Below are 13,275 nucleotides of genomic sequence, written 5' to 3' on the forward strand. Positions count from 1 at the left end.
GGGGGCATCCTTCTGTGTTCGTTCCCGGTTTTGGAGGTCTTCTCCAATGACCCTGTTCCTCCTCCGCCGGACGGCGCTGGCCGCCGTCATTCTCCTCATCGTCGCGATCCTGCTGTTCTCCATGATGCACATGATCCCCGGCGATCCGACCGTGGTCGCGCTCGGGCCGCGCTCGACGCCGGAGATGCGCGAGGCATTCCGCGAGATGATGGGGCTGGACCGGCCGGTGCTCGAGCAACTCAGCATGTTCCTCGGCCGCCTCGCCCAGGGCGACCTCGGCCAGGATGTCTGGAGCCGCCGGCCGGTGCTGACGATGATCCTTGAGGTCCTGCCTTACACGGTGACGCTGGCGCTCGCGAGTTTTGTCTGGGCGGTCGCGCTCGGCGTGCTGCTCGGCTGCGTCGCCGTCGTGCATCACGGCAAATGGGGCGACTGGCTGATCGGCCTCGTCTCCATCGCCTTCGTCGCCGTCCCGTCCTTCGTCGTCGCCCTCTACTCCCTCCTCGTCTTCGCCGTCTGGCTGAACTGGCTGCCGGCGATCGGCGCCGGCGCTCCCGGCGACATCGCAGCGCAGGCCCGCGCGCTGATCCTGCCGTCCTTCGCCGTCGGCCTCGGCTGGGTCGGCTACGTCTCGCGCCTCGTGCGCGCCGCCATGATCGAGGCGATGGGCGAGGACTATGTGCGCACCCTGCGCGCCTATGGCGTCGCCGAGACCCGCATCGTCTACCGCTACGCGCTGAAGCAGGCGTTGCTGGCCATCCTCTCGGTCATCGCCATCGGCTTCGGCGGGCTTCTGACCGGCTCCGTCTTCGCCGAGATCGTCTTCACCCGCCCCGGCCTCGGCAAGATGACCTACGACGCGGTGATGTCGCGCAACTATCCGCTCGTCATGGGGACGGTGCTGGTCACCTCCGGCCTCTACGTGACTTGCATGATACTCGCCGACGCCGTTACCGCATGGCTCGATCCCCGCGTCAGGAGCGCTCTGTGAGATGGCGGCGGTAACGGCAACGACAGCAGGCGAAACGACCATCCGTGAACCCGGCCCCTTGCAGCGCGCCGGCATCACGCTCGCCCATGTCCTCTCCCATCCGCTCGGTGCGATCGGTTTCGTTCTCGTCGTACTGATCGTCGCGACCGCCCTCTTCGCCCCCTGGATCGCCCCCTACAGCCCGACCGCGATCAGCGTGAAGGAGCGGCTGGCCGATCCCTCGCTCAGTCACCTTCTCGGCACCGACCAGCTCGGCCGCGACCTCTTCTCGCGCGTGATCGTCGGCACGCGAACGGCGATGACGGTGGCGCTGACCGCGCTTTCCGTATCGATCGCCATCGCCCTGCCGCTCGGGCTGATCGCCGGCTACGGGCCGCGCTGGCTGGACGCAATCATGATCCTGGTCTTCGACAGCGTCAGCTCGCTGCCGATGATCATGCTCGGCCTCGCCGTCGTCGTCCTGCTCGGCCCCGGCGTCTCGACCGTGATCCTGGTGATCGTGCTCTACTCGGTGCCGTCCTATGCGCGGCTGGTGCGCACCCAGACGCTGAGCCTGAAGACGAGGGACTTCATCAAGGCCGAGCAGGTGATGAACGCCGGCACGCCGCGCATCCTGTTCCGCCATCTCCTGCCCAATGTCATCGGCCCGCTGGTCATCCTCGCCTGCCTCGACATCTCGACCGTCATCACGCTGGAGGCCGGTCTGTCCTTCCTCGGCCTCGGCGTGAAACCGCAGATCCCGAGCTGGGGCAATATCCTGAGCGACGGCTTCGCCGTCATCCGCAACAGCGCCGTGCCGGTCATCGCCGGCGGTGCGCCGCTGATCCTCGCCACGGTCGGCTTCACCTTCTTCGGCGAGGCGCTGCGCGACGCGCTCGACCCGAAGCTGAACCCGGAGCGCAAGCCATGAGCGCCCCGGCCATGAAAACACCGGTCCTCGACATGCGCGCCATCTCGGTCACCTATGGCGGCAGGGTGCCGGCCGTGGTCGGCGTCGACCTGAAGGTCCGGCCGGGCGAGATCGTCGGCATCATCGGCGAGAGCGGCTCCGGCAAGTCGACGCTGGCCCATTCCGTCCTGGGCCTGCTGCCGAAGGCGGCGAGCCTGCAAGGCGAGCATTTCGACCTTGCCGGCACGGACATGCTGTCTGCCGGCCGCGGCACGCTCACAGCCCTGCGCGGCCCCGCCGCCGCGATGATCTTCCAGAACCCGATGACCGCCTTCAGCCCGATTCACACGATCGGCCGGCAACTGACGGAGCTGCTCTGGCGCGACCGCGACCAGGCCACCGGCCAGAAGCGCGAGCGGATCGTCGCGGCACTGCGCGACGTCGGCATTCCCGATCCGATCGGCAAGCTCGAGGCCTATCCCTTCCAGCTTTCCGGCGGCATGCTGCAGCGGGTGGCGATCGCCGCCGCGCTGTTGATGAAGCCGCAGCTCCTGATCGCCGACGAGCCGACGACGGCGCTCGACGTGACCATGGAAGCGCAGATCCTGCACCTGATGCGCACCCTGCGCGATACGGCCGGGGTCGCGATCCTGATCATCTCCCACCACCTCGGCGTCATCGCCGAGATCTGCGATCGCGTCGCCGTCATGTATGCCGGCCGGATCGTCGAGGAAGGCACGGTCGAGACCATCTTTCGGCAACCGGGCCATCCCTACACCCGCGCCCTCTTTGCCTGCGAGCCGGCGCTGATCCCGACCGGCGCCCGGCGGCTGCCGGTGATCGCCGGCGAGGTACCGCGCCCGGGCGGGACGGGATGCGACTTCGCCGGACGCTGCCTCTTCTGCGAAGAGCGCTGCCTCAACTGCGCTCCGCCGTGGGCAACGGCTGCCGCCGACCCGTCGCATCATTCCCGCTGCCACAGGAGCATGTCATGAGCGCGACGCCTGCCCTGATCGAAGCAGACAGGCTCTCGGTGCAGGTCCCGACCGGCCGGCTGCCGTTTTCGCAAAAAGCGCCGCTGTCGATCCTCATCAACGTCTCGCTTTCGATCCGCCCCGGTGAAATCGTCTGCATGGTGGGCGAGAGCGGGTCCGGCAAGACCACCTTCGGCCGCGCCCTGCTCGGCCTCATCAAGCCCAGCGCCGGCAGCATCACGCTCGACGGCGCAGCCCTGCCGGACTTCTCCAACCGCAGCTTCCGAGCCGTCCGAAGGCAGGCCGCCCTCCTCTTCCAGGATCCGCTCAGTTCCTTCAACCCCCGCCAGCGGATCGGGGCCATGATCGCCGAGCCCCGCCGCATCGCCCGCTCCGGGTCGACGCGGATGCAGGACATTGCAGCGCTCGCCCGGCAGGCCGGCCTTTCCGAACGCCTCCTCGCCCGCTTTCCGCATGCGCTGAGCGGCGGGCAGGCCCGGCGCGCGGCGGTCGCGCGTGCGCTCTCGGTCGTGCCCCGCCTCATCGTCGCCGACGAGCCGACGGCCGGGCTCGACGTCTCGATCCAGGGCGGTGTGCTCAACCTTTTCCTCGACATCCGCGAGCAGCACGACACCGCGTTCCTCCTGATCACGCACAATCTCTCGGTCGTCCGCCACGTCGCCGACCGCATCGTCATCCTCTATCTCGGCCGCGTGGTCGAAAGCGGCCCGGCGGCCGAAATCCTCGCATCACCCAGGCATCCCTATACGCGCGCGCTGCTGGAGTCCGAGCCGGTACCAGACCCCGCACGGCGGCGTGCCGAGCCGCCGGTGATCGGGGAGGTGCCGAGCATCGCCGCGCGGCCACCCGGCTGCGAATTCCACACCCGCTGCCGCCACGCGCAGGCCCGCTGTCGCAGCGAGGCACCGAGGCTCGCGGACGGACCGGGAGACCGGCAGGTCGCCTGCCATTTCCCCTTGCCCGAGCCGCAGCCGGCCGCGCGGGGCAGTCTCCGCCTCGTATCGAACTGACGGAATCGAAATGGCAGGACAGAACGACGCATAAGCAAGAAACCAGAGGGAAGATCATCATGAACGCGATCTCGATGAACCGACGACATTTCCTGGCAGGTGCCGCAGCCGGAGCGGCAGCGCTGGCGCTCAGGCCGGGCCTCTCCTATGCAGTGGAGGGCGACACGCTGATCGTCCGCGGCGCCTCCGACATCGAAGTCCTCGACCCCGCCTTCCAGAACGGCCTGCTGGAAGAGGAGATTGGGCGCTGCCTGTTCGTTTCCCTCAACCGGCTGGACGACGTCCGCGAAGGCGTCAGGTGGCAGCCCTATGCGGCGAGCGAGCTGAAGCAGAAGTCGCCGACCGAGATCGAGTTCACGCTGCACGACTGGCTGGTCTGGAGCGGCGATTTCGGCCCGGTAACGGCCGAGGACGTGAAATTCTCGTTCGAACGCGTCGCCAATCCCGACAACGCATCGCCCTGGGCCTACGCCTTCGACGCGCTGAAGGAGGTCGAGGTGACCGGCGATCGGAGCGGCATCATCCGCCTCAAGGCGCCGTCGGCGCCGTTCTGGGTGACCACGCTGCCCTATTACATGGGCCACATCGTCTGCAAGAAGGCGGTCGAGGCAGCCGGCGGCAAGTTCACCACCGAGGCGCCGGCCACCGCCGGTCCCTATGTGATCGAGAAGTGGGTGCCCAACCAGAGCCTGACGCTGGCGCTGAACCCGGCCTGGAAGGGCGAGCCGCCGACCTTTCCCAAGGTGCAGTTCCAGATCGTCACCGACGACGACGCCGCAGCACTCGCCTACGAATCCAGGGCGCTCGACTACACCAAGATCAGCCTCAACACGCTTGCGACCTACAAGGACACCCTGCCGGAGAAGACGCAGTTGATCCAGATGGACGGCAACCGCTTCTCCTGGCTGGCGATCAACGTCAACAATCCGAAATTCAAGGACGAGAAGGTGCGCCGCGCCATCCAGTATGCGATCGACGTCAGCCAGATCATGGAAGGCTCCTATTCCGGCCTCGCGGCACCCGCGACCGGCGTCGTGCCGCCCGCCCTCGTCGGTCATCGCGAGGCGATCCTCTATCCCGCCGATGCCGAGAAGGCGCAGGCGCTGTTCGCCGAGGCCGGCGTCTCCGACCTGACCGTCGAGCTTTCCGCCCAGAACGACAAGACCAGCCAGCTCACCTGCCAGATCGTCCAGGCCCTGCTCGGTGCGGTCGGCATCACCGTCGACATCAAGACCTATGACGACGCCATCTACTGGACGCTGGGCGACAAGAGCGCCGGCGACACCTGGCAGACCCTCGAGATCGTGCTGATGAATTTCGCCGGCGGCGTCGACCCGTCCGAAAACCTCACCTGGTTCCGCCCCTCGCAGATCGGCATCTACAACTGGTCGCAATTTGACAGCCCGGAATTCGAGAAGCTCTACCAGGACGGCATGGCCGAAACCGACCAGGAGAAGCGCGGCGGGATCTATCGCAGGATGCAGGACCTGATGGAAGAATCCGGCGGCTTCGTCTTCATCACCCACGAAACCTTCGCCGCCGTCGCCCGCGAGGGCCTGAAGCCCTGCATCCTCGCCGACGGGTACCTGGACATGACGCGGTTTACGAAGGCGTGAGGAACAGGCCTGGCGAACTGAGGCGCCGCCCCCTCATCCGGCCCTTCGGGCCATCTTCTCCCCGATGGGGAGAAGATGGAGCTCGCGGCGGTCGACACGGCAAAGGAGCCTGACCGTGGCCGCTCATGGAAGTGCCAACAGCAGGACTTCTGACAGGCGAAGTTTGGGACAAATACGGCGCCACATGCCTCTTCTCCCCCGCGCGGAGAAGTGCCGGAGCGAAGCGAGGCGATGTGGGGGAGCGGCACCCGGCAACGTCCGCGCCACAACGAACGAGAGGAAACCAGACCATGGCCCGTAGTGCAGCCGGAAGACGCGAACGCAGACTTGCGGAAGGGGCCGGGGTCCGGCAGATGCGCTTTGCCCGGGTGGAGAACCGCTATCCGCCGATCGAGGTGGCGAGCGCCGACGAGATCGAGGCGATCCACCGGGCTTCTCTAGGGCTTCTGCGCGATACCGGCATGGAGATCATGCACGAGGAGAGCCGACGCCTTCTCAAGGCGGCCGGCGCCGACGTCGACGAGGCGACCCAGCGCGTCCGCTTCGATCCGGACATGGTGGAGGAGACGATCCGCACCGCGCCGTCGAGCTTCACCCTGCAGGCGCGCAATCCGGCGAAAAACCTCAAGGTCGGCGACGGCAGCCTGATCTTCGCCGCCACCGGCGGCCCCGCCTTCGTCAGCGATCTCGACCGCGGCCGCCGCGCCGGCAACTATGCCGACATGTGCGACTACATCCGCGTCGTCCAGAGCCTGAACGTCATCCACCAGGAGGGCGGCTGCCCCTGCGAGCCGACCGACCTGCCACCCGACAGCCGCCATCTCGATTTCTACCAGGCCGCGATCCGTCTCACCGACAAGAACTGGCAGTGCTGGGCGCTCGGCGGCTACCGCGTCGAGGATGCGATCGACATGCTGTCGATCACGCTGCGCCAGTCGCGGCAGGAACTGAAGGCGAACCCTGCCACGCTGACGATCATCAACTCCAACTCCCCGCTCAGGCTGGATATCCCCATGGGCGAAGGCCTCATCGCCATGTCGCGGGCCGGCCAGCCGATCGCGCTGACCCCCTTCACGCTGTCGGGCGCCATGAGCCCTGTGACGATCGCAGGCGCGCTGACTCAGCAGAACGCCGAGGCGCTGGCCCTGATCGCGCTCGCCCAGATCGTCTCGCCGGGCGCACCCGTGCTCTATGGCGGTTTCACCTCGAACGTCGACATGCGCACCGGCTCGCCGGCCTTCGGCACGCCCGAATATGCCAAGGCGCAGATCGCCTCGGGGCAACTGGCGCGACGCTATGGCGTGCCGTTCCGCTCCTCCAACGTCACCGCCTCGAATGCCGTCGACGTGCAGGCCGCCTACGAGAGCGGCATGTCGCTGTGGAGCACGATCATGGGCGGCGTGCATTTGATCGAGCATGCCGCCGGCTGGCTGGAAGGCGGGCTGACGGCATCGTTCGAGAAGCTGATCCTCGATGCCGAGATGCTGCAGATGATGCGCAGTTTCCTCACGCCCATTGCAGTGGATGAAGGCAGTCTCGCGGTCGATACGATCAGCGAGGTCGGCCCCGGCGGCCACTTCTTCGGCACCAGCCACACACTGGCGCGCTTCGAGAACGCCTTCTACGAGCCGATGCTGTCGGACTGGCGCAATTTCGAGAACTGGTCGGAAGGCGGCGCCCGCACCGGAACGGACCGTGCCAACGCCATCTGGAAGGAATTGCTGCGCACCTACGAGCAGCCACCGCTCGACCCCGCGATCGACGAGGAACTGGAGGCCTTCGTGGCGCGCCGCAAGGAAGAGATACACGGATAGCGGCGCCATCGTTCGGGAATGAGATAAATCGCTACTTGCCGAGGCGGTGCGCTTGTGCAGCCGCTTCCACAATCTATGATGGTGCCGTTCGCAAACCGGGGGAATGCCGATGTACCTGCTGATGCTGCTGGCCCTGATGGTCGTCCTTCCGATCGTCTCGATCCTGATCGAACAAGTGTCCGGGACGGACGCCAGCCTGTTGTTCCTCATCGGCAAATGGTTCGTGTTCTGGATCGTCGGCGTCCGGCTCCTTCTCGCAGGCGTCCGCCAGGTGATGCAGCCCTCTTACACGGCGACCAAGATCTTCCAGATCAAGGATCCGGAAGCCGAGAAGCTCGTGACCGAGATCGGCTTCGGCAACCTCGCCATGGGACTGGTCGGGGTGCTGACGCTTCTGGAGCCGGCCTGGGTGGTGCCCGCAGGACTGACCGGCGGCCTCTATCTTGGGCTCGCCGGCGTCAAGCACGCCATGAATGCGGATCGCTCGCGGGCCGAGAATATCGCCATGGCGACCGACTTCTTCGGCGCCGCCGTCATCGCCGTCGGCGTGATTGCGCGCCTGGCCTGATCGGAGCCGCCGCCTGAAATGGCCAATCGGCCGGCTGAAGGCGGCCGCACGGCACCCACCCGTTCAGTAGGTCGCCCGTCCGCCTGAGAGGTCGAACACGGCGGCGGTGGTGAAGCTGTTTTCCTTCGACACCAGCCAGGCCACCATCGAGGCCGCCTCCTCGACCTCGAGGAAGCGGCCACGCGGGATGCGCGATCGCATGTATTCGATGAACTCCGGCGTCAGTTGCTCGAGGATGCGCGTCTCGGCTGTGGCCGGCGTGATGCAGTTGACGGCAATGTCGTAGGAGGCGAGCTCCTTGCCGAGCGACTTGGTCAGCCCGATCACGCCGGCCTTCGAGGCCGAATAGGCGGAAGCGTTCGGATTGCCCTCCTTGCCGGCGATCGAGGCGATGTTGACGATCCGCCCGTAGTTGCGCGCCTTCATGCCCGGTACGATCGCCCGGCAGACATGGAAGGTGCCGTGCAGGTTGACGTCGACGATCTTCTTCCAGGTCGCGACGTCGTAGCCGTCGAGCGGTGCCGCGGGACCGGCGATGCCGGCCGAATTGACGACGGTCGTGATCGGCCCGCCGCCGGCTTCCGTCTCTGCCGCGGCCGCTTCGACTGCGTTCCAGTCCGTCACGTCGACACTGACCCCGCGTGCATGGCTCCCAAGTTCTGCGGTCGCCTTTTCCAGAAGCGGGCCGTCCATGTCCCAGAGCGTCACCTTCGCCCCCGAGGCGACCATGCGCCGGGCCATGGCGAAACCCAGCCCCTGCGCGCCTCCGGTGATGACGGCGTGCTGGCCTGCAAGATCGATCCGGTTCATCGGCAAATCCATCCTTGAAAAGAAACGCTGAAAGACACGCGGGCTATTCCTTCACCGCGCCCGTCATCGACGACACGTAGTAGTCGACGAAGAACGAATAGAGGATCACGACCGGCAGCGAGCCGAACAGCGCTCCGGCCATCAGCGACCCCCACTCGAACACGTCACCGCGCACGAGTTCCGTCAGCACCCCGACGGGCACCGTCTTGTTCTCCGACGACTGGATGAAGGTGAGCGCGTAGATGAACTCATTCCAGGACAGCGTGAAGGCGAAGATGCCGGCCGAAATCAGCCCGGGTACGGCGAGTGGCAGGATGATCCGGATCAGGATCTGCCACCGCGTCGCCCCATCCACCAGCGCGCTTTCCTCCAGCTCGAACGGGATCGAACGGAAATAGCCCATCAGCAGCCAGGTGCAGAAGGGGATGAGGAAGGTCGGATAGGTGAAGATCAGCGCCAGCTTCGTATCGTACATCCCGAGTTTGAAGACGATGAAGGCGAGCGGGATGAACAGGATCGACGGCGGCACCAGATAGGCGAGGAAGATCATCAGCCCGACCGGCCGCGCGCCGGTGAAGCGCACACGCTCGATCGCATAGGCGCCGAAGACGGAAGCGGCCAGCGACAGGAAGGTCGAGCAGACGGCGACCAGCATCGTGTTCCACAGCCAGCCCGGATAGGAGGTCTCGAACAGGAGATACTTGATGTGGTCGAGCGTCGGCGAGACCACCCAGAACGGGCTGTAGTTGTTGTAGTCGGTCAGCTGCGCGTTCGGCTTTATCGCCGTGATCGCCATCCAGTAGAAGGGGAACAGCAGCACGAAGACGAAGACGGCCATCGGCAGGTAGAGCGTGACCATCCGCCGCGGCAGGCGGTTGAGGTAGCTCATCCCCTCGGCATTGTCGGTCAGGACGTCGGGCTGGATCTTTGTGGTCGAGGTCATCGTCGTTCTCCAATCAATCCTGGCCGCCCTGCTGCCATTTGCGGCGCTGCAGACCGAAGAAGCTGAACATGATGGCGCCGAGCAGGAACGGGATCATGGCGACCGCGATCGCCGCCCCCTCGCCGAGCTGGCCGCCGGGAATGCCGCGCTGGAACGACAGCGTCGCCATCAGGTGCGTCGCATTCACCGGTCCGCCCTTGGTCAGTACGTAGATCAGCTGGAAGTCCGTGAAGGTGAAGAGCACCGAGAACGTCATCACCACGGCGATGATCGGCGTGAGCATCGGCAACGTCACATAGCGGAAGCGCTGCCAGTTCGTTGCGCCGTCGAGCGAGGCTGCCTCCTGCAGCGAGGCGGGGATCGTCTGCAGGCCGGCGAGCAGCGAAATCGCCACGAAGGGGATGCCGCGCCAGACGTTTGCCGCGATCACCGACATGCGCGCATTGGTCGGGTCGCCCAGGAAATTGATCGGCGCATCGATCAGCCCCAGTTGCATGAGCGACCAGGAAATAATCGAGAACTGGCTATCGAAGATCCACCAGAACGCCAGCGCCGAAAGCACGGTCGGCACGACCCACGGCAGAAGCACGATGGCGCGGAAGAACGACTTGCACGGCAGGTTCTCGTTCAAAAGCAGCGCCAGCCACAGCCCGAGCGCGAACTTCAGGATCGAGGCGATCAGCGTGTAGAACAAGGTATTGAAGACGGCGAGCCAGAACACCTTGTCGCCGGCGAGAAACACGTAGTTTTCCAGCCCGATGAAGACGCCGTCGCGGCCGATGCGGGTGTCGGTGAAGCCGAGCCAGACGCCGAGACCGAGCGGATAGGTCAGAAAGCAGACGAGAAAGACAGCGGCCGGCAGCATGAAGAAGAAGCCGAGCAGGTTGTTGTTCTGCAGCCAGGGCGCCGACGTCGCTGTCGGCTGGGTCGTGGGTACGGTCGTCATCGGGCGTCTCCGGCGATGCGGTTGCACGGAATTTCACTGCGGCGCCGGGTGGCGTCGCGCGGGCGTTCCGGGAAGGCGCGGGGGAGAGTCCGCGCCTTCCCTTGGCGAGGCTGCGGGGCTTAGACGCGATAGTAGCGGTTGGCCCGGCGTTCGGCCTCGACCATGGCTTCTTCCGGCGTCATCTGGCCGGTCACGGCTGCGGCGAACATGTCGACCAGCACGTAGTCGGCCATCGTGCCGGCAGATGCGTAACCGAGAGGACCGGCGTAACCGTTCGGACGAAGCGTCTCGGACGCCTTGGCATAGGGGGCCAGGATCGGAGAAGACGTCCAGATCGGATTGTCGGCAAACGCCTTGAGCGGCTGGCAGCAATAGCCGCTGGCGCTCGTGATCCACGAGTTCATCTGGTCGGCTTCCATCATGAACTTGATGTAGGCCTTGGCCGCTTCCGGATACTTGGTGTGGCTGAACAGGAGCAGCGAGCTGGTCTGGTGCAGTTCCACGCTCTGGCCGACCGGGCCGATCGGGAAGTTGGTGGTGCGGATGTCGGCTGCGATCTCGGCGAGCGCCGGATCCTTCTGCGCCGCATAGTAGACCGATACGCCGTTTGCGATCAGCGACACCTGGCCGGCCAGGAAGGCGCGGTTGTTGTTGATGTCCTGCCAACTTTCGGTGCCGGGGATGAAGGTTTCGTAGAGCGCCTTGGCATATTCGATCGCCTTCAGCGTCTCCGGGCTGTTGATGGTGACGGCGCCGCCTTCGTCCACCATCTTGCCGCCGTGGCTCCACAAGAGCCAGTGCGCATAGTTGTTGCCGTCGCCCACGGCCTTGCCGTGCGGGAAGCCGGCGGGCGTGCCCTTGGCCTTCATCGCCTTGCAAAGCTCGAGGAAGCCGCCGGTGTCGTTCGGGAATTCGTTGAAGCCGGCTGCCTTCATGTGGCTGTCGCGGTAGACCACGGCGTTGCCGATCGCCGTCAGCGGTACGGCGATGAACTTGTCGCCGCGCGTGGCATAGCCCTTCATGCCGTCATACCAGCCGCCATACTTGCCGCCGAGATAGGTGGCGAGCTCGGTCATGTCGACGAGCTTGTCGGGATACTGGTGCGCATCGTCGAACCAGCACATCACCATGTCCGGGCCGGAGCCGACATTGGCGGCAACGGCTGCCTTCGGGCGGATGTCTTCCCAGCTTTCCTTGTCGATGCGGACCTCGACGCCGGTCGCCTCGGTGAACTTCGCGGTGTTGGCGAGCCAGGCGTCTTCGTCGCCCTTGACGAAGGGCGTCCAGCGCAGGAGCCTGAGGCTTGCGCCTTCCTCGGGCTTGTAGACCGGCTCGGCGGCCTGCGCGAAGGATGGCCGGATGCCGAGGCCGGCAATGCCGGCGGCGGCAGCGGATGCTGCAAGAAAATCGCGTCTCTTGAACGTCATGAAAGTTCCTCCTCGAAAAATACGGGAACATCACATTCCGGCATCCGTCGTCCCGTTTGGCGGATGCTGCGGCATCGGCTCCCGGCAGCGCCGGAAACGTCCGTCCCGGAAGCGGCATGGCGGGGCTCCTCTCCCCGGCATGCACGCCACCGCGACAAGTATTCAGTCGAACAGCCTGCTGCCGCTCTCGACATCGAAGAGATGCACGTGCTCGGCATCGATCTTCAGGTGGATCGTCTCGCCGGGCCGGACGTCGACCCGCTCGCGGAACACGCAGGTGACATCCGTGCCGCCGAGGCGGACGATCATCTGCGTCTCGTAGCCGGTCGGCTCGATCACCACGACTTCGGCCGGCTGGCCCTCGCCTGCAAGCGCCATGTATTCGGGGCGCAGGCCGTAGACGAGGTCGCGGCCCTTGGCGGCCGCCGGCGGCCGATGCACCGGCAGGGTGGTCCCGTCGGTCGCGACGAAGCGGGTCGGATCGCCCGGATCGAGGCGGCCCCTGATCATGTTCATCGCCGGCGAGCCGATGAAGCCCGCAACGAACAAGTTGGCCGGACGGTCGTAGAGTTCGAGCGGCGCGCCGACCTGCTCGACGACGCCGTCGTGCATCACCACGATCTTGTCGGCCATGGTCATGGCCTCGATCTGGTCGTGGGTGACGTAGACCGTCGTCGTCTTCAGCCGCTGGTGCAGTTCCTTGATCTCGGCGCGCATGGCCACGCGCAGCTTGGCATCGAGGTTCGACAGCGGCTCGTCGAAAAGGAACACCTGCGGATCGCGCACGATCGCACGGCCCATGGCCACGCGCTGGCGCTGGCCGCCGGAAAGTTGGCGCGGAAAGCGGTCGAGCAACTTGGTCAGGCCGAGGATGTCGGCTGCCGCATTGACGCGCTTGTCGATCTCCGCCTTCGGCGACCCGTTCAGCATCAGCGAGAACGCCATGTTGTCGGCGACCGTCATATGCGGATAGAGCGCATAGTTCTGGAACACCATGGCGATGTCGCGATCCTTCGGCGGCAGCGCATTGACGGTGCGCCCGCCGATACGGATCTCACCGGCGGTGATGTTTTCCAGCCCCGCAAGCATCCGCAGCAACGTCGACTTCCCGCAGCCGGAGGGCCCGACCAGGATGACGAACTCGCCGTCCTCGATCTGGATGTCGACACCCTTGATCACCGGAAAGGCACCGAACGATTTTCTCACATCGACGAAGTCGACACCTGCCATCTGCGTTCCTCCCAGAACGTTGTTCCTCTTCCCCGG

General features: G+C 65.8%; 12 protein-coding genes. 7 read left to right on the forward strand and 5 right to left on the reverse strand.

The window, feature by feature from the left end; genetic code table 11:
- Positions 1–46 precede the first annotated feature (46 nt).
- The 7 genes from GGQ64_RS13415 to GGQ64_RS13445 all read left to right on the forward strand — a co-directional run bounded on the left by GGQ64_RS13415 (position 47) and on the right by GGQ64_RS13445 (position 7,883).
- Entirely contained in the window at positions 47–991 is a 945-nt protein-coding gene (locus tag GGQ64_RS13415) for an ABC transporter permease (RefSeq protein ID WP_183805007.1), read from the forward strand.
- A 1-nt stretch (position 992) separates the two neighbouring features.
- Positions 993–1,901 carry an ABC transporter permease gene (locus GGQ64_RS13420; RefSeq protein WP_183805009.1) on the forward strand — a complete coding sequence of 303 codons (909 nt, stop codon included), beginning with the start codon at positions 993–995 and terminating at the stop codon, positions 1,899–1,901.
- On the forward strand, positions 1,898–2,875 hold the full coding sequence (locus tag GGQ64_RS13425; protein WP_210300249.1) for an ABC transporter ATP-binding protein: 978 nt from the start codon (positions 1,898–1,900) through the stop codon (positions 2,873–2,875). Before GGQ64_RS13420 ends, GGQ64_RS13425 begins: the two co-directional genes overlap by 4 nt.
- Positions 2,872–3,885, forward strand: a complete 1,014-nt coding sequence (locus GGQ64_RS13430) for an oligopeptide/dipeptide ABC transporter ATP-binding protein (protein WP_183805019.1) — start codon at positions 2,872–2,874, stop codon at positions 3,883–3,885. The genes GGQ64_RS13425 and GGQ64_RS13430 overlap by 4 nt, the downstream gene beginning before the upstream one ends.
- A 59-nt stretch (positions 3,886–3,944) precedes the next feature.
- Entirely contained in the window at positions 3,945–5,501 is a 1,557-nt protein-coding gene (locus GGQ64_RS13435) for an ABC transporter substrate-binding protein (RefSeq protein WP_183805021.1), read from the forward strand.
- Between the two features lie 290 nt (positions 5,502–5,791).
- Entirely contained in the window at positions 5,792–7,315 is a 1,524-nt protein-coding gene (locus GGQ64_RS13440; protein ID WP_183805023.1) for a trimethylamine methyltransferase family protein, read from the forward strand.
- A 109-nt stretch (positions 7,316–7,424) separates the two neighbouring features.
- On the forward strand, positions 7,425–7,883 hold the full coding sequence (locus tag GGQ64_RS13445; RefSeq protein WP_183805026.1) for a DUF6790 family protein: 459 nt from the start codon (positions 7,425–7,427) through the stop codon (positions 7,881–7,883).
- Between the two features lie 63 nt (positions 7,884–7,946).
- Here GGQ64_RS13445 and GGQ64_RS13450 read toward each other — a convergent pair whose 3' ends face one another.
- The 5 genes from GGQ64_RS13450 to GGQ64_RS13470 all read right to left on the reverse strand — a co-directional run bounded on the left by GGQ64_RS13450 (position 7,947) and on the right by GGQ64_RS13470 (position 13,239).
- Positions 7,947–8,693, reverse strand: coding sequence for an SDR family NAD(P)-dependent oxidoreductase (locus GGQ64_RS13450; RefSeq protein ID WP_183805028.1), 747 nt, complete (start codon positions 8,691–8,693; stop codon positions 7,947–7,949).
- Positions 8,694–8,736: 43 nt separating this feature from the next.
- Positions 8,737–9,636 carry a carbohydrate ABC transporter permease gene (locus GGQ64_RS13455; protein ID WP_183805030.1) on the reverse strand — a complete coding sequence of 300 codons (900 nt, stop codon included), beginning with the start codon at positions 9,634–9,636 and terminating at the stop codon, positions 8,737–8,739.
- A 13-nt stretch (positions 9,637–9,649) separates the two neighbouring features.
- Positions 9,650–10,582 (reverse strand): carbohydrate ABC transporter permease, encoded by a 933-nt coding sequence (locus GGQ64_RS13460; protein WP_183805033.1) that lies wholly within the window; start codon positions 10,580–10,582, stop codon positions 9,650–9,652.
- Positions 10,583–10,701: 119 nt separating this feature from the next.
- Positions 10,702–12,009, reverse strand: coding sequence for an ABC transporter substrate-binding protein (locus tag GGQ64_RS13465; RefSeq protein WP_183805035.1), 1,308 nt, complete (start codon positions 12,007–12,009; stop codon positions 10,702–10,704).
- 162 nt (positions 12,010–12,171) lie between these two features.
- Positions 12,172–13,239, reverse strand: coding sequence for an ABC transporter ATP-binding protein (locus tag GGQ64_RS13470; RefSeq protein ID WP_183805037.1), 1,068 nt, complete (start codon positions 13,237–13,239; stop codon positions 12,172–12,174).
- Positions 13,240–13,275 lie beyond the last annotated feature (36 nt).

The organism is Mycoplana azooxidifex (assembly GCF_014196765.1).
Taxonomy (GTDB): Bacteria; Pseudomonadota; Alphaproteobacteria; order Rhizobiales; family Rhizobiaceae; genus Mycoplana; species Mycoplana azooxidifex.